The 23,230-nt window shown below is 68.9% G+C and carries 18 protein-coding genes and 1 pseudogene; 14 read left to right on the top strand and 5 right to left on the bottom strand.

Going from position 1 to position 23,230, the window contains the following annotated elements; all coding sequences use genetic code 11:
* Nucleotides 1–337 precede the first annotated feature (337 nt).
* The gene (locus OG729_RS37930; protein WP_405810649.1) at nucleotides 338–1,135 is read right to left on the bottom strand and encodes a RimK family alpha-L-glutamate ligase; all 798 of its coding nucleotides are present in this window, start codon (nucleotides 1,133–1,135) and stop codon (nucleotides 338–340) included.
* The gene (locus tag OG729_RS37925) at nucleotides 1,132–2,088 is read right to left on the bottom strand and encodes a RimK family alpha-L-glutamate ligase (protein ID WP_405810647.1); all 957 of its coding nucleotides are present in this window, start codon (nucleotides 2,086–2,088) and stop codon (nucleotides 1,132–1,134) included. Before OG729_RS37925 ends, OG729_RS37930 begins: the two co-directional genes overlap by 4 nt.
* A gap of 345 nt (nucleotides 2,089–2,433) precedes the next feature.
* Here OG729_RS37925 and OG729_RS37920 point away from each other — a divergent pair, with 345 nt between their 5' ends.
* The 6 genes from OG729_RS37920 to OG729_RS37895 all read left to right on the top strand — a co-directional run bounded on the left by OG729_RS37920 (nucleotide 2,434) and on the right by OG729_RS37895 (nucleotide 7,637).
* Nucleotides 2,434–2,778, top strand: coding sequence for a hypothetical protein (locus tag OG729_RS37920; protein ID WP_405810645.1), 345 nt, complete (start codon nucleotides 2,434–2,436; stop codon nucleotides 2,776–2,778).
* 537 nt (nucleotides 2,779–3,315) lie between these two features.
* Nucleotides 3,316–3,735 carry a phage holin family protein gene (locus tag OG729_RS37915; protein WP_360875191.1) on the top strand — a complete coding sequence of 140 codons (420 nt, stop codon included), beginning with the start codon at nucleotides 3,316–3,318 and terminating at the stop codon, nucleotides 3,733–3,735.
* A complete protein-coding gene (locus tag OG729_RS37910) occupies nucleotides 3,732–4,175 on the top strand; it encodes a DUF3618 domain-containing protein (protein ID WP_405810643.1) in 444 nt (147 codons plus the stop codon). Before OG729_RS37915 ends, OG729_RS37910 begins: the two co-directional genes overlap by 4 nt.
* Nucleotides 4,172–4,438: a DUF4235 domain-containing protein gene (locus OG729_RS37905; protein WP_405810641.1), complete on the top strand. Its 267-nt coding sequence runs from the start codon at nucleotides 4,172–4,174 to the stop codon at nucleotides 4,436–4,438. Before OG729_RS37910 ends, OG729_RS37905 begins: the two co-directional genes overlap by 4 nt.
* Before the next feature lie 575 nt (nucleotides 4,439–5,013).
* Nucleotides 5,014–5,958 carry a ribose-phosphate pyrophosphokinase gene (locus OG729_RS37900; RefSeq protein WP_360881924.1) on the top strand — a complete coding sequence of 315 codons (945 nt, stop codon included), beginning with the start codon at nucleotides 5,014–5,016 and terminating at the stop codon, nucleotides 5,956–5,958.
* Between the two features lie 176 nt (nucleotides 5,959–6,134).
* Nucleotides 6,135–7,637 carry a DUF6056 family protein gene (locus tag OG729_RS37895; RefSeq protein ID WP_405810639.1) on the top strand — a complete coding sequence of 501 codons (1,503 nt, stop codon included), beginning with the start codon at nucleotides 6,135–6,137 and terminating at the stop codon, nucleotides 7,635–7,637.
* Here OG729_RS37895 and OG729_RS37890 read toward each other — a convergent pair.
* The 3 genes from OG729_RS37890 to OG729_RS37880 all read right to left on the bottom strand — a co-directional run bounded on the left by OG729_RS37890 (nucleotide 7,612) and on the right by OG729_RS37880 (nucleotide 12,607).
* Complete coding sequence (locus OG729_RS37890; protein ID WP_405810637.1) at nucleotides 7,612–8,589, bottom strand: glycosyltransferase family 2 protein; 978 nt, start codon at nucleotides 8,587–8,589, stop codon at nucleotides 7,612–7,614. The two genes, OG729_RS37895 and OG729_RS37890, sit on opposite strands and share 26 nt — an antisense overlap.
* 138 nt (nucleotides 8,590–8,727) lie before the next feature.
* Nucleotides 8,728–9,474 carry a PIG-L deacetylase family protein gene (locus OG729_RS37885; RefSeq protein WP_405810635.1) on the bottom strand — a complete coding sequence of 249 codons (747 nt, stop codon included), beginning with the start codon at nucleotides 9,472–9,474 and terminating at the stop codon, nucleotides 8,728–8,730.
* A gap of 292 nt (nucleotides 9,475–9,766) precedes the next feature.
* Complete coding sequence (locus OG729_RS37880; RefSeq protein WP_405810633.1) at nucleotides 9,767–12,607, bottom strand: ATP-binding protein; 2,841 nt, start codon at nucleotides 12,605–12,607, stop codon at nucleotides 9,767–9,769.
* Between the two features lie 489 nt (nucleotides 12,608–13,096).
* Between OG729_RS37880 and OG729_RS37875 the strand changes: the two genes are divergently transcribed.
* The 8 genes and pseudogenes from OG729_RS37875 to OG729_RS37840 all read left to right on the top strand — a co-directional run bounded on the left by OG729_RS37875 (nucleotide 13,097) and on the right by OG729_RS37840 (nucleotide 23,217).
* The gene (locus tag OG729_RS37875; protein WP_405810631.1) at nucleotides 13,097–15,955 is read left to right on the top strand and encodes a BTAD domain-containing putative transcriptional regulator; all 2,859 of its coding nucleotides are present in this window, start codon (nucleotides 13,097–13,099) and stop codon (nucleotides 15,953–15,955) included.
* Between the two features lie 284 nt (nucleotides 15,956–16,239).
* Nucleotides 16,240–16,419: pseudogene (locus OG729_RS37870) on the top strand (aquaporin); the annotation flags it as partial.
* Nucleotides 16,420–16,473: 54 nt separating this feature from the next.
* Nucleotides 16,474–17,991 carry a glycerol kinase GlpK gene (gene glpK / locus OG729_RS37865; RefSeq protein ID WP_360881936.1) on the top strand — a complete coding sequence of 506 codons (1,518 nt, stop codon included), beginning with the start codon at nucleotides 16,474–16,476 and terminating at the stop codon, nucleotides 17,989–17,991.
* A gap of 73 nt (nucleotides 17,992–18,064) precedes the next feature.
* Entirely contained in the window at nucleotides 18,065–19,777 is a 1,713-nt protein-coding gene (locus OG729_RS37860) for a glycerol-3-phosphate dehydrogenase/oxidase (RefSeq protein WP_360881938.1), read from the top strand.
* 130 nt (nucleotides 19,778–19,907) lie between these two features.
* Nucleotides 19,908–20,375 carry a hypothetical protein gene (locus tag OG729_RS37855; RefSeq protein ID WP_405810629.1) on the top strand — a complete coding sequence of 156 codons (468 nt, stop codon included), beginning with the start codon at nucleotides 19,908–19,910 and terminating at the stop codon, nucleotides 20,373–20,375.
* Nucleotides 20,376–20,523: 148 nt separating this feature from the next.
* On the top strand, nucleotides 20,524–20,877 hold the full coding sequence (locus tag OG729_RS37850) for a hypothetical protein (RefSeq protein WP_360881942.1): 354 nt from the start codon (nucleotides 20,524–20,526) through the stop codon (nucleotides 20,875–20,877).
* Nucleotides 20,878–20,992: 115 nt separating this feature from the next.
* A complete protein-coding gene (locus OG729_RS37845; protein WP_405811428.1) occupies nucleotides 20,993–21,898 on the top strand; it encodes a LysR family transcriptional regulator in 906 nt (301 codons plus the stop codon).
* Between the two features lie 146 nt (nucleotides 21,899–22,044).
* Nucleotides 22,045–23,217, top strand: a complete 1,173-nt coding sequence (locus OG729_RS37840; RefSeq protein WP_405810627.1) for a CaiB/BaiF CoA transferase family protein — start codon at nucleotides 22,045–22,047, stop codon at nucleotides 23,215–23,217.
* The last annotated feature ends 13 nt before the right edge of the window (nucleotides 23,218–23,230 follow it).

Genomic DNA, 23,230 nt, shown 5'->3' with positions numbered 1-23,230 from the left:
ACCAACCTCGCGGCCATCGCCGCCCTGCGCCGCAACGACGCGAGGCTCACCACGGACCAGCACACCGGTCACGTTCATGCGCATCTGCCCCTGGACCAGGCACAGCCCCCTCCACCGGCGTCACCTACCCGGGCAACCAGTAGTTGGCGGAGAACCTTATCCGAGGCATCGATTTTCGGTCACACCTCTGTTGACTGGCTGAATCTGGTGCCATGCTTTGTCCGGCTGGCCGCCCCCCGCACAATGCGGAGGGCGTCACGCTGGCGTCCCTCCCGGCCCTCCCCACGGGAGGGCCGACGCCTGCCGTCATCACCCCGCATGCGCAATCGCGCCCCAGTCACCCGTGTACTCGTGGAGGACGCAGAGCCAGTGCCGCCAGGGCCTCCGGAGCGCCGGACTGACCCCGGACTCCGGGGAAGGCGTTTATGTCCACGATCAGCGGGACGCCGTCGCCCGCGTCGATGATGTCCACGCCGTAGACGTCGAGTTCGAAGACCTTGCCGACCAGGCGAACCAGGGCGGGCCAGCCGGGCGGCAGGCTGTCGGCGGCGAGCGGAAGTGTGGGGCCCCGCCCCTCGCGAGCGAGTTCGGAACGGCGCAGGGCGGCAAAGAGCTGGTCTCCGACCGCCCACAGTTTGTGGTCCCAGCCGCTGTTCGGTGCGAACTCCTGGACCACGACCGGCTCCTGCGGGTGTGCCGCGGCGAGCTCCCGCAGTTGTACGTCGTCGTCGATGCGGGCCACCAGGTCGTGTCTTCGGCTGTGGCGGCTCTTGACCACCACGGGGCCGGGGAGCCGCGGGCCGGACGCCAGTTGAGCGAGCGTGATGAAGGTGCGGGTGGCCGCGAACGGGAGGCCGGCCCGCCCGGCCAGGTCCGCCATCGCCGTACGGTCCTGGCACAGCGCGGTCGCCGCAGCCGAGTTCACCACGGGGGCACCCCGCTGCTCCAGGTCGCGAGCCAGGGCCAGCGCACGTGGCGTACGCGACTTCAGCAGGTAGACGTCGGCGAGCGGCTCGGAGACCTCCCCCACCGTGTTCGGGTCCAGCGTCTCGACCTGATGCTCGGGGGTGAGCAGGGCGGCGGTGGCGGCCAGCAGCGGATGGTCCGGCTCAGGCGTGATCAGACCAATCCTCATGCGCTCTCGCCCCCCGCCACAGGAATCTGCACCGGAGCCGCCGCCTGCGCTGCGTGCGGGCGGCGTGGCAACGACAACCCGCCGACCGAACTGTGCTGTTCCGGCGGCCGGGCGGAGGGGAGGGTGGCCGCGCCGGACGCCGGGCCATCGCCGGCCAGCCCGAGCACGGCTCGTGCCACCCGCGCCGCAGCGTCCGGGACCTGCCGGAAGCTCGGGAAGTCGTTCACGTCGACGACCACCGGGCCATCCGGTCCCAGCAGCACGTCCACGCCGTACAGATCGAGGCCGTAGACCGCCCCGACCTGGGCGACTATCGCGGCCACCTCGGCCGACAGCGGCACGCGGCGTTCGCGCACCGAGCGGTCAGGGTGGAGCGGGGAGCAGCGCTCGGTCGCGTACAACTCGCCGCCGACGGAATACACCTTGACGTCGATTCCCGAGTTGGTCACATACGGCTGGGCGATGAGCATGCCTTCCCTCGCCAGTTCGGGGACCATCGCCGCAAGCCGATCCGGCGACGACACCAGGTACACGGCCCGCCCCGAGCTGCCGTCGGCGGGCTTGACCACCAGCGGGTACTCCGACGCCGGTATCTCCGCCAGCAGCTCGGGCCGGGCGGCCGCGTAGGTCGGCGGCAGCGGAAGCCCACGGCTGCGACCGATCGCCGCGGCCAGCGCCTTGTCCCGTACACCTCGTATCGACCGCGCGTCGTTCACCGTCGTCATCCCGGCCGAGGCCGCGGCTTCGAGCAAGGTGAGCCCCGGGCCTCCGGAGACCGTCTTGAGAACCCACGCGTCATGGGTGCCCGCCCGCACCGCCTCGGTCATGCGCAGCAGGGAACCGCCCGGCCGCAGCACGTCGACCTGGTGCCCCCACGAGGTCAGCTGGCGGATCACCTCGATCGGCATGCCGTCATGGCGGTAGTGCTCCTCCACCAGGAAGCAGAGCCTCATTGACCTTCCCCGTAACCCCCGGACGCCGCCGATCCCGTCCGGCGAGTTGATACGTAACAGGATGTCATGACCGCCGTGCGGCGTTCTCCCCGGCACGAGGCTGATTCGCTTTCCGCGCCGCGGCAGACGGTCCGTGAGGCAAGGGCCCGTGCCAACGGAGACGAAGAGGTGGCAGGAGGCGGCGCCCGCCAACCTGCTCATCAGCATGGGAAACCGGCATTCGCGGCACAGATTCGCGGGTGCTTATCGAGAATCCGGAAACCGATATGAAATCGCAGGTTTGAATGAGGTTTTGCGCACTCGCGCGAGGCAAGCAGGGAGGGCATGAACGGTCCCCATGAACCCATGCCACTCAACGACAACTACAACGCCTACGACCACAATCGGGACGCCCATGGGCGTAACCGGGACGGCGCCGGAGCAAACCGGGCAGCCTTGGTCATCCACACGATCGCGGACATCGCTGCAGGCTTTCTGGGCCTGTGGATCCTGCTCTACCTGCTCGAGGCCAACCGGGGAAACGTCTTCGTCGGCTTTGTGCACGGTATGGCGGACTGGCTCGCCGGCTGGTCCCAGGACATTTTCACCATGGACACCGAAGGTCTACGGGTTTTCCTCAATTACGGCCTGCCCGCTGTGATTTACCTTCTGCTCGGCCATGGGATCGCCGCGCGGATACGCCGCCTCTGACCGAATTCAGGTCGAGCGCGTCATATATGTCGGTGAGGTCCGTGATCAGATCATGCAGAAAATCGCGGGCCTCACGACCCGGCTGGCTCTTCAGCGCGAGATCCTGTTCGCCGATCAGGGCCCGGACGGCCCCCTGCCGACCGAGGTGCTCTGGGACGGCTGTCGGCGGCGGCTGGAAGCGCCCCAGGCGTCCGAGGCCGTCGCCTACTCCCTGTGGGTCGACTGGTTCGAGAACGCACCTCGCCCAGCTGCGCACCGTACTCACCGCAGGGCACAGCAGCCACCACCGAAGCCCGCATGCGTGGGACAGCGCGCTACGGACTCGCCTGTAGGAGTTCCCATGACCAGCGCCTGGCTGGTCCCCCTCGCGTACTGCTGTGCAGGCTGCTCCAGCGCGTCACGAAGAGGAGCCTCCGCGGCTGAATGGGCTCGGCAGGGCTCGGGTACCCGCCGAGAAACGACCCGTACACGACTCCAACGGACCCCATGAAGGTCTGGAGCCGGCCCGGGACGTGCAACGAAAGGCAGGTCACGACAGTGAACACGGCACAGGAGCACCCGCCGCACAATGGGTCCGAGGAATCGGTCGGCGAGCTGGTCAAGCAGGCATCGGAGCAGATCTCAAAGCTCATGCGGCAGGAACTGCGACTGGCGCAGGCGGAGATGCAGCAAAAGGGCAAACGGTTCGGGCTCGGCGGCGGCTTGTTCGGCGGGGCCGGGGTGGTCGGCTTCGTTGCCCTGCAAGCCCTTGCGGCCACCGCAATCGTGGCCCTGGACCTGATCTGGCCGCTGTGGGGTTCGGCGCTGACCGTGACCGCTGTCCTGCTCGTGGTGGCCGGCGCGCTCGCCGCCGTGGGCAGGAAGCAGGTCGTCCAGGCCACCCCGCCCACCCCCGAGCAGGCCATCGCGGGCGTCAAGGCCGACGTCGCCGAGATCAAGGAAAGGGCACACCGATGACGGACAAGTCCCAGAACAACGACCCCACCGCCACCCCCACACCCACCCCCGACGAACTGCGTGAGCAGGTGGAGGGGACCCGCGTGGAACTGGGCCAGACGGTCGAGGCACTGGCCGCCAAGGCCGACATCAAGGCCCAGGCGCAGCAGAAAGCGGCGAAGGTCAAGAGCCAGGTGCAGGACACGGCCGCCCACGCCCTCCACGTGGCGCAGGACAAGACTCCGGAACCGGTACGCGAAAAGGCCGCGCATGCCAAGCAGCAGCTGACCGAGACTGCCCAGATCATCGGCGAGAAGATCCAGCACAGCACCCCGGAGCCGGTGCGCGACAAGGCCGGCCAGACGGCGAAGGCCGCGCGCAGCAACCGCAACCTGCTCATCGGCGGTGCAGCCGCCCTGGCTGTCTTCATCCTCGTCCGGCGCAGGAGGAAGAGCTCATGAAAGCGTCCAAGGTTGCCTACAAGCCGGTCGGCTGGGCGCTGGGCGCCATAAGCGGTGCTCTGGCCGGCGCGGTCTTCAAGCAAGTGTGGAAGGCCATCGGCCACGAGGCGGACGTTCCGGACGCCACCGATCAGGACCGCGGCTGGCGCGAGGTCCTGATCGCCGCCACCCTGCAGGGTGCGATCTTCGCCGGCGTCAAGGCGGCGGTCGACCGCGGCGGCGCCACCGCGGTGCACCGCCTGACCGGAACCTGGCCGGGCTGACTGAACGGTTCCGGGTTCGTCAGGGACTCGACGACGAGATCGGCAGCGAGGTCCGGACCGGACCGTCAATCGCGGTGGTGGGGCAGCAGCACCGTTGCCGTGGTGTGATGAAGCGAGTCCACGGTGGCCATCGGGTTCGTTGCCCGGTCATGAGGTCTTGGAGCCGTGACGCGTCGAGCTGGTCCGACTCGGCGGCCACGGGCACCAGCGCCCGCCACAGGTGATGTTTGCCCTGGACGCCCATCCGCGGGGCCTCCAGTTCGACGAGCGTACTCGGCCCCGAGGGACGGTAGACGCGGCCGTTGGCCGGCCCGAGCACGATCGGCGGGCTGCTCGGGAGTCACGACCGGCGGTCGCGCACTGGCAGCGCCCGCCCCGGCGGCGGAGAATTTGAGGACCGAGCGCAAGCGGGCGGTCTCCCGTTGCGGTGCGCGAGGTGGCGAGGCCGGCGCAGTGGCAGACCGGGCAGCTGCGAGATGAACCGAGATGACCACCGGGCGCCCCCAGGCCGACCGGGTCGTCCGGGCCGATAGCCTGTCGACGGCATCCCGACTCGATCACCCCAGGAGCTGTTGGTGCGAGACATCGCCGTATTCAGCGGTAGTGCCCATCCCGAGCTGGCAGCCGAGGTCTGTGCCCATCTGGGTGTACCACTCAATCCGGTGCGGGTCAGCCGGTTCGCGAACGACTGCCTCGAGGTCCAGTTGCAGGCCAACTGCCGCGAGCGGGATGTCTTCTTGATCCAGCCGTTGGTCACTCCTGTGCAGGAGAATCTCGTTGAGCTGCTCCTGATGTGCGACGCCGCCCGCGGGGCGTCAGCGAGTCGCGTCACCGTGGTGATGTCGCACTACGCCTATGCACGTTCGGACAAGAAAGACGCGCCACGGATCTCGATCGGCGGGCGATTGGTGGCCGACCTGCTGGTGGCCTCCGGGGCCGACCGCGTACTGGCACTGACGCTGCATTCGCCGCAGGTCCACGGCTTCTTCTCGGTACCGGTGGATCACCTGCACGCACTGCGTGAGCTGGCCGAACACTTTCGCGGCTACGACCTGTCCAACACCACCGTCGTGTCTCCGGATCTGGGGAACGCCAAGGAGGCAGCTGCCTTCGCGCGGCTGCTGGGAGTGAAGGTGGCGGCTGGGGCAAAGCAGCGCTTCGCCGACGACCGGGTGAGCATCAGCTCCGTCATCGGGGATGTCGCTGACCGCGATGTCATCGTTCTCGACGACGAGATCGCGAAGGGCAGCACTGTCCTTGAACTTCTGCAACGTCTGAGGGAGCTGGGAGCCCGGTCGATCCGGGTCGCCTGCACGCACGGCTTGTTCTCCGCGGGCGCACTCAAGCGTCTGTCCGATCAGCCCGACGTGCTGGAGATCGTCTGCACGAACACCGTGCCCATCCCGGCCGAGCACCGCACGGACAAGCTGCGGGTCCTGTCTATCGCCCCGGCGCTTGCCGAGGCCGTCCGGCGCATCCACAACGGCGAGTCGGTGAGCGCACTGTTCGATGCACCGTGACCGGCGAGGAGCAGTGTCCGCTGGTCGTCGAGGGAGCGCCGCGTCGCTGACGCACGGGTTCGGTACCGCCTGAAGCATGCCTCCGAGCGCATCCTGCCCCGCGGAAGATGGAACGGGACATCCAGGATTCACCTCTAGGGGATCGCACCATTGGTTTCCCGAAAGGCAGTGTTGATATGGCCGTCGACGCATCGAGCGTCGCACGAGAGCGGGATCGGGAGTCCGGTGATGAGCGACGGAACGGCGGGCATGGCGCCTCGTCGTCATGGCGGACCGCCTGGCCGTCCGCCCTGTCGCTGCTGCCGCTCGGTCTGCTCGTCATGGCGTCGTGGATCGGCCGGCACGTGCGCCCGAGCGCGGACGAGTGGTGCTTCCTGCCGAGCGTGCGTGACGACGGCGTTTCCGGGCTGATCGGGAAGTTCTACTTCACCGACAACGGACGGCTCGGCAACGGCCTGCTGGTCGGGCTGTACGCGCAGTTCCCCGTCGCCGGGCACCAGTGGTTCGGGCTGATCAGCGGCGTGCTGATGCTGGTACTGCTGTGGGCGCTGACCGTTCGACTCCTGCGCAGGGCCGATCTGGAGGTGCCACGCGGTCTCCCGCTACTGCTGGCGTCCATGATCACCGCGGTGTTCCTCTTCGCGACCCCCAATACGTACAAGACGTTCTACTGGCCCGCGGCCTCCGTCTCGCACACCGTCGCACCGGTGCTCGCCTGCGCTGTCGTCATCCCGCTGCTGCGCGCGGGTGGCCGCCGCAGCCGTATCGCCGCCCTGGTGGTCGTGTTCACGGCAGGCGTGTTCATGGGCACACTCTCCGAAGAGGCGTCGGTCGTCGCCCTGGTGGTGCTGTCATGTGTGGTGCTGTTCGCGCACCGCGTCTTCGCCGCGCGGGTTACGGCCTTCGCACGCCGCTGGTCGGTGCTCGGCATGGCCGGCATCATCGTCGGCACCGTTGTGCTGGTGACCTCTCCCGGTTCGCGCAACCGCCGCGAGCACTACGGCGCCGACCGCGCATCCATGCTCGCGCCCGAATCACTGCTGGGCTCCCTGCGCGGATATGTGCAGATCCTCGAGACGATCCTCACCACCTGGCAGTACGCCGGAGCTGTCGCGGCCGGTGTGCTGCTCGGCCTGCTGGCACGCCGCCGGGCTCGGCGGCCCGCCGCCCTGCTCCCCTGCCGCCCGCTGCTGCTCACCGGTCTCGGCGCGGCCGCTTTTCTGGTCTCCGGCTATCTGTGCACCGTCATCACCTACCCCGTCTTCGGGGCGGACGTGGTGACGACGGAACGCACGTGGAACGACTACCTCCTGCTCTACGTCCTGCTGCTGGTCGGCGTCGGTGCCTTCGTCGGGCGCTCGCTTCGGCTGCGTGCGCGCCGTACGGGTGTGGCGGCCGTGGCCGCCGCGGCAGTGTGTGCCTCGGCCGTGCTCGGACTGGTCGGCCCGCTGAACGGACTTGGGAACGCGATACAGGTACGGGCCGAAAAGTGGGACCGCCAGGACCGGTATCTGCGCGAGCAGGCGGCGGGCGGCGCCAAGGTTGCGCCGTACACACCCGTTTCGGTCGCCATGATGCTGGAGCCGTTCAGCGACCACGGCCGCCGGATCTGGCCGGCGCAGTGTGTCGCCGACTACTACCACCTGGACAAGGTCACTTACTCGACACAGCGTCCCTGAGCTCGGAGGTGGACGCGGCCGCGTGGGAGATGTTCGTCTCGCGCACCACATAGTGCGGCCGCCGCTTCGCCTCGTGGTAGATACGGCCCACGTACTCGCCGATGACACCGAGGGTGGCGAGCTGGATGCCGCTGAGGGCGACGATGGCGGTGATCAGGGTCGCGTAACCGGGGGTGTCCACACCGTCGAGCAGGACGTTGGCGATGATCCACAGCGCATAGCCGAGGGCGGACAGGAAGAGCCAGAGTCCGGTGTGAATCGCCATCCGCAGGGGGCGGCTGTTGAAGGAGAGCAGCCCGTCGATGCCGTAGTTGAGCAGGCGCTGGCCGCCCCACTTGGATTGTCCGGCCGCCCGCTCCACATTCCGGTAGGTGAAGCTGACGGTGTCGAAGCCGATCCAGGCGAAGAGCCCCTTCGAGAAGCGGTTGCTCTCCGGGAGGGAGAGGACGGCGTCGACAGCACGGCGCGACAGCAGCCGGAAGTCGCCGGCTCCGTCGACGACTTCGACCTCCATGAACCGGCGCACCAGACGGTAGTACGCGCGGCTGAGCGTCCTGCGCACAGTGCCCTCTCCGGCACGGTCGCGCTGGGCGATGACCTGGTCGAAGCCGTGCCGATGCAGCTCCAGCATGCGGGGCACAAGCTCCGGAGGGTGCTGCAGATCGGCGTCCATGAGGACGACCGCTTCGCCCTCGGACATCCTCAGCCCGGCGAGCATCGCCGACTCCTTGCCGAAGTTACGGCTGAAGGAGGTGTAGCGCACGCGGGGGTCCGCCGCCGCAAGGTCCCGGAGGTGGATACGGGTGTGGTCGCTGCTGCCGTCGTCGACGTAACAGATCTCGAAGGCTTTCCCGGTCGACTCGAGAGCGGCGACCAGCGCCGTGTGAAAGGCACCGATCACCTCACTCTCGTTGAAGCAGGGTACGACGACCGAAGTATGGACCGTTGTCATCTCTCTCCATGCGCTGAGGTGCGGGCAAGCCGCGTGACTCTGCAACTCGTCGCGTATGGAGGATGCCAGGCGGGCCGTAGAGGTTGCCTGCGGCGGAAGGGTTTGAGGGTTCCGCCCCGCCGGCGAGCCCTGCGGGGTTCAGTGCAGTACGTCGATGTACTCGCGCGGGTCGCTGTACGCGTTCTCGAGCAGAGTGCTCACACTGTGGTATCCCAGCGCGTAACGCCCGTTGTCAGGCTCCCAGCGGTTGTACTCGAGAATGGCCTGCCGCTTTGCCGCGAACTGAGAGTCTGTCAGGTCGAGTACGAAGTCGGCTGTGCGGGCGCTCTGTTCGCGGAAGTAGGCGTATGTCCAGTGGAACCTGAAGTCCGCTATCCGGTCCCGAAGGGCTTCCGCGGCGTCACGACAGGCCGAATGAGTGGGGTTCGGGTTGGGTTCCGAGGGGACCTGGTCACGCCATCCGCTGACCAGCTTGTGTGAGGCTCCCGGGAACTGACCCTCGAAATCAAGGATCACTTCCTTGATGCGCTCGATGAAGCCGGCGCGATCCGTGACGACGTCATCGTCGTTCAGGCCGATGGTGTGCACTTCGTCAACACCCAGCTGTTCGGCGGCGGCGTAGAACTCGGCGGTTCTCCCCCCGATCATGTCATCCATCGACAAGCCCAGCGCGTGGTCGGGTTGCCGGCAGTTCGCCGCCAACGGGCACGGCCCATTTGCCCCGTTCATGATGTCGAGAAGGCCCTGGTTGATTCCGTTGGTGAGCAGTACGAGATGGACGGATCTGCCGGCTTCCTTGTGTTCCCGGATCGCACCGGCCATGCCGATCGACTCGTCGTCCTGGTGGGGGGAATAGAAGATGGCAGGCGAGTCCAGATCACTCATGTTGTTCCGTTTCATAGGCGGCGGATCGGCAGGGGCGGAGAACGGATCAGCCCGCCCGTGATCACCGGTCCACGGTCTCGCTTCCCGGAGCGGTCAGCCAGACGGCCGGTACCGGCATGCTGCGGACGGGCTACCGAAAGGCAGCGAACCCGCCACCGAAAAGAAAGCGGCGGGGGGCACCACGCGTTCGGTCACCGGGCCCGCGGGCCTGTCGGCGTATGCCGTGCGGTCCGCCTATGAGGGGTTCATACGCCCCCGCCGGGCCCGCTGCCGTGCCGGGCCGTGGAGCGCCTCAGCGCTCATCCGTCCGCGACAGCGCCTCCGCGAGGCCGGGACGACCGTTGATGCCGAGCTTGCCGTAGGCGTTGGTGAGGTGCACCTCCACCGTGCGCAGACCGACGAACAGGTGCTGGGAGATCTCCCGGTTGGTCATGCCCTGGGCGGCCAGGTCCGCCACCCGTCGCTCGGTGGGCGTCAGGGAGTCCACGCCGTGGAAGGCGCGGGTGCGCGGACGGTCGCCGAGCGCCCGCAGTTCGGCCAAGGCGTGTTCGGCCACGACCGCGACGCCGATCTGGTGGGCGACGCTGACGGAGCGCTGCAGGTGAATCCGTGCCTGCGGGAGCTTCCCGGCCCTGCGCCCGTGGGCGCCGCAGTCGGCCGATGCCTGCGCGTAGCTGTACTTCGCCGCCGTCCCCTCAAGGATCTCCACGGCATCGCGGAGCATGGCGAAGCCCTCGGTGCCGCCGGTGACCACGCCCAGGGCGCGCAGAGCGATCCCCTCGAAGTCCGGGATCCCCCAATGCCGCGCGAGCTCGAGCTCCTCCTGGGCCAACGCCAGGGCTGCACTCCCCTCGCCGAGTGCCGCGTGTGCCAGTGCCGCCTCTGTGCGCCAGGGCAGCACACCCGCTCCGGCCAGATTGCGCGCACAGGTCCGGCGACCGCTCAGCAGGAAGTCGGCCAGGCCGTCCCGGGTCCGGCCTTGGGCCACGCGCAGCCGGCCGCGTACCAGCAGCACATAGTCGTTGATCCAGTGACCGTTCAGGTCGCCGGTGAGCCGGCCCTGTTTGAGCAGCGCGGCCGCCTCGTCGGGCTTTCCTTGTTTGATCAAGGCGTCCATCAGCGTGGCGAGGGAGGCGACGCTGTGACTGTTGCTCAGATCGATACCGATCTCACCCAGTGCTTCCAGGGCGGCCTGTGCGTCGGCCTGGCATTCCAGCACCTGGCCCAGCCTGCACCGCACACCGGCGCGGGTGCTGACGGCGTACGCGTAGGCGAACGCCGATCCTCGGTCGCGGGCCTCCCCCACCGCGGCGTCCGCGTAGGTGAGGGCCAGTTCGGACTGGCCGGCGGACCCGAGGGCGAGGACGGCGCCCGAGTACACCAGGGACTCGTCTTCAGGAGGGTTCAGGCCGTGGCTCAGCGCCTGCCGGGCGAAGGCGACGACCTCGTCGGGGTCGTCGCCGTTCATGAGAGCTCGCAGGCAGAGCAGAGCGGCAAGCGGTCGCTCCGCGGCACCGCGGTCGGCGTCGGAGAGCTGCAGCTCCCGCAGCCGCGGCAGTACGGCGGTGACCGAGGCCGCCTGGCTCACACTGCCGAACAGGAAATCGACCTCCAGGCGGAGGGCGTTCGCGGCGTGCACCGGACGCAGGGCGGCACTGGCGCTCTTGAGTACCGTCAGCCCGTCGGCGTACCGGTCGAGGGCGAACAGTGCTCCGGCGAGCGTGCGCGCGGCGGTGGTTCGCTCCGTCGCGTCGCGGGACAGCTCCAGGCCCCTCTGGAGGTGGCGGACTGCGGCCGGGACGCTGGTGGCGAGTTCCGCCTTGCCGAGACTGATCAGCAACGACGCTCTGGACTCGTCGTCGAGCGGTTCGCGCAAGGCGCGCCGCAGCAGGGTGATCGCCTCGTGGGGAACAGCGCGCTGCATCGCCTGCGACGCGGCTGTGTGCAGGACCTCGGCGGCACCGGGCACTCCCAGCGGTGCCAGGAGCAGATGGGCGGCACTCTCCTCCACCGGGGCACCCTGCGCCAACAAGTGGCACGCCGCCCTGGCGTGCAGCTCCCGCAGCCTGCTGGGGACAAGCTCGTCGGCGAAGGCGGCGCCGATGACCGAACACGAGAAGGCCATGCCGCCCTCGCACGTGGTCATGAGCCCGGCTTGCACCAGCGCGTGCACGACGTCCTGGGTGGCCACCTCGGTCACCCCGGCGACCCCGGCCACGAAAACGGCTTCGGCTCTCCCACCGAGCATCGCCAGGGCCTCGGCGACCGCGAGCGCGTCCGGGCCAAAGTCCTTGATCAAGCTCCGCAGGGCTCGGCCGACTCCGTCCGGTATGTACCGGGTGAGCTCCGCCGCGGTGACGGCGCCGGGGGTCGCCCGCGACGCCCTCATGGTCCGCAGCAGAGCGTGCAGCAGAAAGAGATTGCCTCCTGTCGCGATGCGGCAGGCGGCGGAGAAGGACTCCTCCACGGCCCCGCCCAGGACGTCCTGGGCAACGGCAGCGACGGCGTCGTTCTCAAGGGCGGACAGCGTGAGTTGATGGCGGAAGAGCCGCAGTACGGCGCCCGTCACCTCGCCGCCGTGGGGTGCCTCCCCCGGCCCGAGCGAGGCGAGAACGACCAGGGGCAGGCTGCCCGCCCGCCGCAGGAGGTAGTGCAGCCAGCGTAGTGAGTCCGCGTCGGCCCATTGCAGATCGTCGATGACGACGAGCAGCCGGCCGTTGGCGGTGAGGTTCACCACGAGCCAGTAGAGGCTGCCAAGGAGTTCCTGGTCCTGTCCGCAGGTCGGGAGTTCGCGGGACCGCGCCCTGGTGGGGCCGAGTAGCTGAGCGGCGCGGGCCGCATGCCCGGAAAGCGGCGATTGGGGATTGTTCTCCGCCGCCCGGACAGCCAGATGTTCAAACATCTGGCGGACCACACCGAAGGAGAAGCCGCTCTCCAGGGCGTCTCCAGACGCCGACACAACGGTGTCGCCCTCCCTGCGGATCCCCTCAACTGCCGCCCGCAGCAGTGCGCTCTTCCCGCTGCCGGCCTGGCCCTGGACGAGAACTGCGGTGCCGTTCCCCGTCTGGCCACCGAACAGCTCCATGACCGCGTCGAGTTCGCGCTCCCTGCCCACCAGGACCGGGGCGGTCATGCGTTCCGGCCCGTCGGCCGAGACGGTGTCCGTATATCGAACGGCCCGCAAGGGGGTCAGCGATCTTACGGTACCCTCCGCGGCATAGCGCCCACCGAGGGGGCGACCGGGGCCTCGCGGTGCCGGTGTAACGGGGGGAACGGGCTTCGGAGCACTGTGGGACAAGATCACTCAGAGGTGTGAGAGCGGGCGGTCGGCTCCGGTGCGCCATCACTTGCCGAAGCCGCCAACAGCAACCACCCGGCATCCGTCCGGGCGCAGCGCTGGCATGAACACATCATGACCCGCGCATGAGTGGCGGCGCCGCAGGAGCTGAGGCACCGGGAAACGGTGCGACACCACCCGTCGGACAGCACCGCACTCGCGCAGAACCAATTCTGCGGATGCGGTGTCAGGAGCCCGTAATTTCCAGGTAAGTGCAGCGCAGCGCATTCATCTGCCGCGAGCTGACGGAGAGGGCTACGGCAGTTTGTACAGGAGTACAGGAACGTGGATGGGCTGAGGATCGCCGTACTGGGTCCGCTGCGAGCATGGCGCACCGATCGTGAACTGGACGTCGGGCCGGCGCAGCAGCGCGCGGTACTGGCAGCGCTGGCGCTGCGCGAGGGTCAAGTTGCGTCGGTGCAGGAACTGTTGGACGACATCTGGGGATGGCATCCGCCGGCGAGCGCGGCGGTGGCGCTGCGTAATCACGTCTCCCGGTTGCGGACAGCGCTGGAGCCCGATCCGCGTGCCCCGGCCACCCTGGTCTCGGTGGCCGGCGGCTACGCGCTGCGGCTGGGCGAGGGAGCCCTCGACGCCGCACAGTGCGAACGGCTGGCAGCGGACGCGGAGCAGGCCGTAAACGCGGGAGACCGGGCACGGGCTTCCGGCTTGCTGGGCGAAGCGTTGGCACTGTGGGACGGGACACCTCTGACTGGAGTGCCCGGGGAGTACGCCGAGCGACAGCGCGACAGGTTCACCGAGTTCAGGCTGGTCCTGCTCGAGAAGCGGCTGCGCCTGGACCTCGAACTGGGTCGGCATGCCCAGACCGCAGCGCAGTTGTCCGCCCTGGCGGACGAGCATCCGATGCGCGAAGGGCTTCGCGGCCTGCAGATGCTGGCGCTGTACCGCTGCGGACGGCAGGCTGACGCACTCGCCGGGTACGGCAGAACCCGCCGCTTCCTGTCCAAGGAACTCGGCATAGAGCCGGGCCCTGATCTGGCCCGCCTGCACGAACGTATTCTGCGGTCCGACCCGGGGCTGGCGGCGCCGGCCGAGACCGCACCGGCCCCCAGCCCGGAAGCCGTCCCCGAGGAACGCGCTCCGGCGCCGGCCTGGCTACCGCCCGCCCAACTCCCCGCAGACGTACCGGACTTCACCGGTCGCCTGGAGACAGTGGCGGACCTGCTCCGTACCCTTTCCGGCGCCACGGGGCAGCCGGCGATGGCCGCGACCGTGTGCGTCGTCCACGGCATGGGCGGGGTGGGCAAGACAACCGTGGCCGTCCGCGCCGCCCAGGGGGCGCGCGAGAACTTCCCCGACGGTCAGCTGTACGTCGACCTCCGCGGAGCCAGTGCCGAGCCGGCGGACCCCTACGCGATCCAGCAGTCCCTCCTGCTGGCGCTGGGCGTCTCCCCGAGGAACATCCCCGCCGATCACGTCGAACGCACAGCCCTGTACCGGTCCCGGCTGGCAGGCCGACGTCTGCTGCTACTGCTCGACAACGCCGTGAACACGGAGCAGGTGCAGCCTCTGTTGCCCGGTACGGCCGAGTGCGCCGCCTTGGTCACCAGCCGCACGGCCCTGGCCTGCCTGCCTGTCACCAGCCGGACCGCCCTGGAGCCCTTCACCGAGCAGGAAGCACTCGCCCTGCTGGAGCGGATCGCAGGCGCGGACCGCCTGCGGAAAGAACCGGAGGCGGCGCGTGCCCTCGTGCACGCCTGCGGACTCCTCCCGCTCGCGGTACGTATCGCCGCGTCGCGGCTGGCCACGCGCCCCCGATGGACGTTCACCTCACTGACCACGCGACTGACCGACCGCTCGCGCAGGCTCACGGAGTTGCAGACCGGCGGCCTGGCCGTGGACGCGGCCTTCGAACTCGGCTACGCCTCCTTGGAGACCACCCAGGCACGGGCCTTCCGGCTGCTGGCCATCCCGGAAGTCCCGGAGATCACACCGGGCGCCGCCGCAGCCCTTCTGGACAGCACCGAGCACGTCGCCGAGGACATGCTGGAGTCCCTGGCCAACGTCGGCCTTCTGGAGTCCTGCGATCCCGGGCGCTACCGCTATCACGACCTGCTGCGGTTGTTCGCCCGCCACCGCACCTTGAGTACCGACGCACCGGCCGAACGGCAGGCCGCCCTCAGCCGGCTTGCTCGCTTCCACCTCGCCGGGATGAGCGCCGCGCTGCGCGCCGTCCGGCCCTACAGCCGACTGGCCGACGTGGACCCCGGCATCACCGGCGGGCCGCGCTTCACGGACCGCGCCGAAGCCCAGCGATGGGTGATCACCGAGCAGTCCGGCATGCTGGGCGTCGCCCTCCAGATAGCCCACCATCCGACACGTCCGATCTGCGCCGCCGACGCACGCACCATCGGATGGCAGCTGGTGATCCTCATGCCCTTCACCGACATCTACATCTCCTGGGGTTCCCTGCTGCCTCTCGGCCACGTACTGCTGCGTGCAGGAGAAGAGGACGACGACCCCGACGCCATCGTCAAGGCGTGCGCGGTGCTCTCGTTGGCGTACGCCGCTACCGGACAGCACGAGCAGGCCCGCGGCCTCGCCCAGCGGGGGTTCTTGACCACACGGCTCGACGACATGGTCTTCAGGCCCCGCCTGGCCTACGTCAAGGGGACGGTGGCTGCCATGGATCGGAACTCCCTCGATGACGCGATCAGCCACTTCGCGGAAGCCGGCCATCTGTGCCGCGAGACGGGCGAGATCGGCATGGAGGCGCAGTGCATGCTCGGGCTGGCGATGACCCATCTCGCCAGCAAGGAGCCCGACCTGGCCCTCAAGTACTGCCGTGATGCCTTTGCCCTCAATCAGGCAGCCGGGTGTGCGCTGGGCACCGTGCTCGCACTGCGCCATCTCGGACAGGCCCTCAACGACCTCGGCCGCCATGACGAAGCGGTGGAGCGGTACACCCAGGCTCTGGCCGTCTGCGACGCCCATCACCTGCCGACCCAGCGAGCCCACACGCTGCTGGGCTGCGCCCTCGCCCACTTTGAGGCCGGCCACCCTGCACGGGCCGGAGCGTCGGCCACCGAGGCGCTGCCGCTGCTCGCCGTCCTGGGTGACACCACCGGTCAACGGCAGGCCCAGGAGCTCCTTCACCGAATTCGCGACGAGGAGGGCCACTAGTCAGGACGCCTGTGACGAGCGCCCCGCGCCGCGTTCCTCCCTCCCTCCGACGACGCCGGGCACCGGTCTCCACCCTGGTCAGGTGCGGTGCACATCGCCTCGCGTGCGGCCTCCTCTTGATCGTCATACGATGATGTCCTGGGGGAATCGGGCAAGCGAGCGTCGGCCCTGGGCCGGCGGGAAGCGGGCTCCCATGGCTGAGCGCCTCAAGAGATCAGGGCTGGTGGGCGAGCTTTCGGCCGAATTCGCCGGCACCACTGGCGAAGGCCGACCCCACCCACACGATCAAGGCTCATGGCGGAGCGTGGCGAGATCAATACGGGAACGTCTACTTCTGGGTGCCGATCCTCGGTCCGTTGATCGGCGGCCTGATCGGAGCGTTCCTCTACAAGTTCTTCGTCGGACGGTTCCTGCCGACCGCGGAGCCGGAACCCCCCGGACGCGTCCCGATCCCCGAGGCCTGACCAGCCCTGCGTGAGGCCGCAACACAATCCATTCCATAGGAGAGGCGGCATGCCATGGCGGACTTCGTCGGCGCGGTGGACCAGGGAACCACCAGCACCCGTTTCATGATCTTCGACCATGACGGAAACGAAGTGGCGAAGCACCAGCTGGAGCACTCCCAGATACTCCCGCGCTCGGGGTGGGTCGAACACGACCCGGTGGAGATCTGGGAACGCACCAATTCGGTGATCCAGAACGCCCTCCGGCACGGGAACCTGTCCCCGTCCGACCTGGCGGCGATCGGCATCACCAACCAGCGGGAGACGACCGTCGTCTGGGACCCCCGTGACGGCCGTCCCTACTACAACGCCATCGTCTGGCAGGACACCCGCACCGACTCCATTGCGGCCGCTCTGGAACGCTCTGGCCAGGGCGACGTGATCCGCCGCAAGGCGGGCCTGCCACCGGCCACCTACTTCTCCGGCGGCAAGATCAAGTGGATTCTGGAGAACGTCGACGGCGTCCGCGAGGCGGCGGAGCAGGGCCATGCCCTCTTCGGCAACACGGACTGCTGGGTGCTGTGGAACCTCACTGGCGGCCCCGAGGGCGGAATCCACGCCACTGACGTGACCAACGCCAGCCGCACCATGCTGATGAACCTGGAGACCCTCGACTGGGACGACGAGTTGCTGGGGTTCTTCGACATCCCCCGGGCGATGCTGCCCACCATCAACCCGTCCTCCCACCGGGAGGCGTACGGCGAGACCCGTACCTCCCGGCCACTGCGCGCCGCCGTCCCCATCACCGGGGTGCTCGGCGACCAGCAGGCGGCCACCGTCGGGCAGGTCTGCTACGCGCCCGGCGAGGCCAAGAACACCTATGGCACCGGCAACTTCCTGGTGCTCAACACCGGTACCGAACTGGTCCGCTCGCAGCACGGCCTTCTCACCACCGTGGCGTACCAGTTCGGCGACAGCCCGGCGATCTACGCCCTGGAGGGCTCCATCGCCGTCACCGGGTCCGCGGTGCAATGGCTGCGCGACCAGATGAAGATCATCACTGATGCTGCCGAGAGCGAGCGTCTGGCCCTGAGCGTCGAGGACAACGGCGGCATGTACTTCGTCCCCGCCTTCTCGGGCCTGTTCGCCCCGTACTGGCGCTCCGACGCCCGCGGCGCGATCGTCGGCCTCGCCCGGTACAACAGCAACGGCCACCTGGCGCGGGCCACCCTGGAAGCCATCTGCTACCAGAGCCGGGACGTGGTGGAGGCCATGGAGCAGGACTCCGGCGTCCATCTGGACGTGCTCAAGGTCGACGGCGGTGTCACGGCCAACGACCTGTGCATGCAGATCCAGGCCGATGTCCTCGGCGTACCGGTCAGCCGCCCGGTCGTCGCCGAGACCACTGCGCTCGGTGCCGCCTACGCGGCCGGTCTGGCCACCGGCTTCTGGGGAGACACCGACGAGCTGCGCACCCACTGGCAGGAGTCCAAGCGCTGGGAGCCCCAGTGGTCCGAGGAACAGCGCGCGGACGGATACGCGGGCTGGAAGAAGGCGGTGGAGCGCACGTTCGACTGGGCCACAGTCGAGTAGGCCCAGGCCGGGGGCGCCCGCGGGCGCCCCCGGCACGTGCGCAGCACGAGGCCGCAGCACGAGTAGGAGGCCGATGGTGAATCCGGTGGCTCTCTCACCCGAGGCACGCGCGCAGGCCCTCGCCCGGCTGGGGGAAGGTGAGCTGGACGTCCTCGTCGTCGGTGGCGGTGTCGTGGGCGCCGGGTCGGCCCTGGATGCCGCCACCCGGGGCCTGCGGGTCGGCCTCGTCGAAGCCCGGGACTGGGCCTCGGGCACTTCCAGCCGCTCCAGCAAGCTGATTCACGGCGGCCTGCGCTACCTCGAGATGCTGGACTTCCGGCTCGTCGCCGAGGCACTCAAGGAGCGGGGACTGCTGCTCCAGCTGCTGGCCCCGCATCTGGTGCGGCCGGTGCCCTTCCTCTACCCGCTGCAACACCGGGTCTGGGAGCGCCCGTACGTCGGCGCCGGCGTGCTGCTCTACGACACCATGGCCGTGGCCTCGGGCACCTCCAGCGGCCTGCCCCACCACCGCCACCTGCTCAAGCGCCAGGCCCTGCGTGAGGCACCCGCGCTGCGCTCCGACGCGCTGGTCGGCGCGATCCAGTACTGGGACGCCCAGGTGGACGATGCCCGGCACACCTTGTTCCTCGCCCGTACAGCAGCCGCCTACGGGGCGTTGGTCGCCAATGGGACCCGCGTCAGCCGCTTCCTGCGCCAGGGCGAGCGGGTGGTGGGCGCCGTGGTCACGGACGTGGAGAGCGGCAACGAGACCGAGGTGTCCGCCAAGCAGGTCATCAACGCGACCGGCGTGTGGACCGACGACACCCAGACCATGGCCGGCACCCGGGGGCAGTTCCACGTCCGCGCCTCCAAGGGCGTGCATCTGCTGGTCCCGCGTGACCGGATCATCTCCCACACGGGGCTGATCCTGCGCACCGAGAAGAGCGTGCTGTTCGTCATTCCGTGGGGGCGGCACTGGATCATCGGGACGACCGACACCGACTGGACCCTGGACAAGGCCCATCCGGCGACGAGTTCCAAGGACGTCGGCTACCTGCTGGAGCACGTCAACCGCGTGCTGATCACACCCTTGGCGGCAGAGGACGTCGAGGGCGTCTACGCCGGTCTGCGCCCCCTGCTGTCCGGTGAGGCCGCGGAGACCAGCAAGCTCTCTCGGGAGCACCTGGTCGCGCACCCGGTCCCCGGGCTCGTCGTGGTGGCCGGCGGCAAATTCACGACCTACCGGGTGATGGCCAAGGACGCGGTCGACGAGGCGGCCCGCGGTCTGGACGAGAAGGTGGCCGACTGCGTCACGCAGCGCGTTCCGCTGCTCGGCGCCGACGGCTATCCGGCCCTGTGGAACTCCCGGCACAGCCTCGCCGAGCGCTCCGGGCTGCATGTCGCCCGCATCGAGCACCTGCTGAACCGCTACGGCTCCATGGTCCACGAGCTGCTCGCCATGGTCGCGGCCGACCCCTCGCTCGGCGAGCCGTTGCCGAGCTCCGACGACTATCTGCGCGTCGAGGCCGTGTACGCGGTGACCCACGAAGGAGCCCGCCATCTTGACGATGTACTCGCCCGGCGTACCCGGATCTCCATCGAGTCCTGGGACCGCGGCGTGGACGCGGCGCGTACCGTCGCCGAACTGATGGCACCTCACCTCAAGTGGGACCGGGCGCGGCAGGACCGCGAAGTCGACCACTACCTGAAGCGGGTGGCGGCCGAACGCGAGGCCCAGCAGCAGCCGGACGACCGGACCGCCGACGCGGTACGGCTCGGCGCCCCCGACATCATCCCGGTGCGCTGAGCGGAGCGAAGGCCAGGACTGCCCGCCTTGCCCGACGTCGTATGGAATGCGGTGTGAGAAGTCACAGTGACCCGACCGCTGCCCGTAAGGGTTTCGGTTTGCCATCGGAGTGACCGGTTACCCGGACATCATGGCTGAATCCAAGAATTCCACCAACTCAACCCCGCAGACAACGACTTCCCGGTCGGCGAAGAGGGCCGCCTCCAACGGCCCCAAGGCGCCCGCTCGGGACGCCAAGGACTCCGCGGCGTCCTCTGCCGCCACGGCGAAAGGCGCCACGGCCGCGTCCACGACGGCGGCGCGGGAGGCCAAGGACGCCACCTGGTCCGCCGCGCAGGGCGGCAAGGAAGCGCTCGCCGGGTTCGGCGGGGCGGTCGCCGACAGGGCCAGGACGGTTCAGCGGGCCGTCGGCTCCACGGCCGGCCAGGCAGGGGCCAAGGCGGGCATGGCCTGGACTCTCGTCAAGGCCCGCAAGGCCCTCGCGGCCGGCGTGAGCGCGGGTGTGGCCACCGCGGTGGCCTCCTCCTATGCGCTGGGCCGTCGCGCGGGGCTTCGCCGGCGCGGCCCCCTCTCGCGCCTCACCGGCGGCCGCCTGTAGCCCACTTGGCCCTTCCGTGCCTCAACCCGCGTGGTCAGGTGGGTCAGTACGGTGCGTCGACTGCCCAGACATGTGAGTACGTCAGGCCGGACGGCTTGAGTATGTCGGCCGATTTCCCGGCACTGCCGGTGCTGGTCGAATCAGAACCATGAGCCCTGACGCACCACGCCACCCTCGCATGCAGCACGTCACCACCACCGGCACGGCGCTGGCCGTTGTCCTGCTGCCACTGGCCGTCGGCATGCTGCTGGCCAAGGCGATCGGCTCGGACCCGCTGACATCGGTCAACGCGATGATCGCCCACAGTGGACAGCGAGCACGCGTCTCACCGTCGCAGTGGCGCGGATGCGGCAGTTACGCACTGCGCGGTCGGAAGGCGGCCGCGCGCAGAGCCGCTCTTCGCACCCGCGCGGCTGCAGCTGCCTGCCGCGTCCGACCGGCTGATGCGGGCCCTCAGCCGACAGCACCCCGGCCCGAGGAGGGCCAGAGGGTGCGGTGGTGACCGTTCTGGGCATGCAGCCGGGCGATGCCCGTGTGGCCGCGGCCGGCTCCCCGACTACACGGAGAGGACCGCATGCTGACGGCCCGGCAGCTGCAGGTAGCTTGGTCCGGTGGAGATGCTGCACCTTCGCTACTTCGTAGCCGTCGCCGAGGAACTGAACTTTTCGCGGGCCGCGCGCAAGCTGCACATGGCGACATCTCCGCTGAGCCAGCGCATCAAGGACCTTGAGCGCGAGCTCGATCAGGCGTTGTTCGAACGCACCACGCACCAGGTCACTTTGACCCCGGCGGGCGCCACGCTCCTGCCCATGGCGCGAGACGTGCTCGACCGCGTCAATTCGATCCCTTGGCGGCTGGACGAGGCCATGTCCCGCCGGCGCAGAACACTGTTCATCGGCATGCCGCCCACGCCGCACCCCGTCTTGCGCGACCGGGTCTCTCTGCTGGAAGAGGCCTGCCGCGAGGAGTGCGACCTGAAGCGCTGGCCCGGCACCTCGGCGGGTCTGATCGCCGCGGTGCACGACGGCAGGCTGGCACTTGCGCTGGCCCGGTTGCCCGCCTCCGACCCCGCACTCGAGGTCATCGAGGTCATGACGGAGCGACTGGGCGCGGCCGTGCCGGCCGACCGGTTCGCCGGCCGGAAGTCACTCTCGCTGGCAGACCTGGTGGATCTGCCCTATGCGACCATGCCGAATGACGCCGTTCCCGCATATTTCGAGGAGATCGACGCACGACTCAACTCCGCCGGCATCAGGAAAAGAATCCGGATAAATACCGGGGATTACGCAGGCGCGTCGGAGCTGATTTCCAGCAGTATCGCCTTCTCGATGACGATGCTTTCACCGGACAGTCCGATGCATTTGCACCGGCTGGACAACGTGGCCGTACTGCCCATCGACGACTTTCCATCTTCCCTGGTCACAGGGCTCTTGTTCCGTAAGGACCGGGCGCTCGACGGCGCCGACCTCGAAACTGTCATCGCGCGGGCCCGTACGATCTTCAGCGACCCCGTTTCCATGTGACATATTTCCTTTTCCCTCATGAGGACCGTAAAAGGCAACCGGTGTGACCGCTGCGGTCACACCGGTTTTCTGCACATGGTAATTCCCAGTTCTCGTAATCCTCACTAGCTTCGGTGAGGGAACGGACAGCCGCGAGAACAGGAACCATGATGGACATCACGGCCGAGAACGTCGCCGGCCCGCTGGACGGCGTGCGAGTGATCGACCTGTCGACGGTGGTGATGGGTCCCTATGCCGCACAGACCCTGGGCGACCTCGGCGCGGACGTAATCAAGATCGAGTCGCCGTCGGACGGTGTACGGGTCGGCCCCTACCGCCACACGCCGGGCATGACACCGCTCGCGCTCAACGTGAACCGCAACAAGCGAAGCATTGCCCTGAATCTGAAGGACGACGCCGACCGTGAACGGGCTCTGGACCTGATCGACACGGCTGACGTGCTGATCACCAATATGCGGCCCGGCGCCCTGGCCCGCCTCGGTCTGGACTACGCCAACGTCTCGGTACGCAATCCGGGTCTGGTCTACGCCCACGGTCAGGGTTTTCGCGGCGACTCCGACCGCGCGGGCAACGCCGCCTACGACGAGACGATCCAGGCCGCCTCCGGCCTCGTGGACGTGGCGAACCGGGCGCTCGGCGAGCCGGTCTATCTGCCCACGATCCTGGGCGACAAGGTCTCCGCGCTGACCATCGTCTACGCCGCACTCGCCGCGCTGGTGCACCGGAACAGGACGGGCTCCGGCCAGTACGTCGAGATCCCGATGACCGACACGCTCCTGGCCTTCACCCTGGTCGAGCATCTGTCCGGCCATGTGTTCCAGCCCGCCATGGGTCCCACCGGGTTCCCCCTTTCGCTGACCAAGGGTCACCAGGCGATGCGCACGCGGGACGGCCTCGCCTGCCTCATGCCGTACAACCCCCAGAACTTCCGGGACTTCTTCACCGCGGCGGGCCGCGACGACCTCGCAGCCGACCCGCGCATCAACGGCAAGACCATCGAGGACGCCGACGTCAGTGCCCTGATGGATCTCGTGGGGCAGTGCTCGCCGGTGCTGACAACCAGGGAGTGGGAGCGGGTCTGCGCCAAGCACAGCATCCCCATGGCACCGGTACTGGAACTGGAGCGGGCGGGTGAGGACCCGTACGTCCGGGACGGGCACCTGCTCGATGTGGTCGAGCATCCGAGCGAGGGGCCCACCCGTTCGATCGGCATTCCGGTGCGCTTCTCCGCCACCCCGGCCTCCGTACGCCGGCTCGCCCCGCTGCCGGGCCAGCACACGGACGAGGTCATGGATGAACTCGCTGCAAAGCACCGATAAGCCGGCAAAGGAC

The sequence above is a fragment of the Streptomyces sp. NBC_00210 genome (genome assembly GCF_045160975.1).
Taxonomy (GTDB): Bacteria; Actinomycetota; Actinomycetes; order Streptomycetales; family Streptomycetaceae; genus Streptomyces.
This window is presented reverse-complemented; position numbering and strand designations above follow the sequence as displayed.

Bases quoted from the DNA above. Each gene is read 5' to 3' on its own strand.
- OG729_RS37930 (WP_405810649.1), bottom strand. From the start codon at position 1,135: ATGAGGATTGGTCTGATCACGCCTGAGCCGGACCATCCGCTGCTGGCC.
- OG729_RS37925 (WP_405810647.1), bottom strand. From the start codon at position 2,088: ATGAGGCTCTGCTTCCTGGTGGAGGAGCACTACCGCCATGACGGCATG.
- OG729_RS37920 (WP_405810645.1), top strand. From the start codon at position 2,434: ATGCCACTCAACGACAACTACAACGCCTACGACCACAATCGGGACGCC.
- OG729_RS37910 (WP_405810643.1), top strand. From the start codon at position 3,732: ATGACGGACAAGTCCCAGAACAACGACCCCACCGCCACCCCCACACCC.
- OG729_RS37905 (WP_405810641.1), top strand. From the start codon at position 4,172: ATGAAAGCGTCCAAGGTTGCCTACAAGCCGGTCGGCTGGGCGCTGGGC.
- OG729_RS37895 (WP_405810639.1), top strand. From the start codon at position 6,135: ATGGCCGTCGACGCATCGAGCGTCGCACGAGAGCGGGATCGGGAGTCC.
- OG729_RS37890 (WP_405810637.1), bottom strand. From the start codon at position 8,589: ATGACAACGGTCCATACTTCGGTCGTCGTACCCTGCTTCAACGAGAGT.
- OG729_RS37885 (WP_405810635.1), bottom strand. From the start codon at position 9,474: ATGAGTGATCTGGACTCGCCTGCCATCTTCTATTCCCCCCACCAGGAC.
- OG729_RS37880 (WP_405810633.1), bottom strand. From the start codon at position 12,607: ATGACCGCCCCGGTCCTGGTGGGCAGGGAGCGCGAACTCGACGCGGTC.
- glpK (WP_360881936.1), top strand. From the start codon at position 16,474: ATGGCGGACTTCGTCGGCGCGGTGGACCAGGGAACCACCAGCACCCGT.
- OG729_RS37860 (WP_360881938.1), top strand. From the start codon at position 18,065: ATGGTGAATCCGGTGGCTCTCTCACCCGAGGCACGCGCGCAGGCCCTC.
- OG729_RS37855 (WP_405810629.1), top strand. From the start codon at position 19,908: ATGGCTGAATCCAAGAATTCCACCAACTCAACCCCGCAGACAACGACT.
- OG729_RS37850 (WP_360881942.1), top strand. From the start codon at position 20,524: ATGAGCCCTGACGCACCACGCCACCCTCGCATGCAGCACGTCACCACC.
- OG729_RS37845 (WP_405811428.1), top strand. From the start codon at position 20,993: ATGCTGCACCTTCGCTACTTCGTAGCCGTCGCCGAGGAACTGAACTTT.
- OG729_RS37840 (WP_405810627.1), top strand. From the start codon at position 22,045: ATGATGGACATCACGGCCGAGAACGTCGCCGGCCCGCTGGACGGCGTG.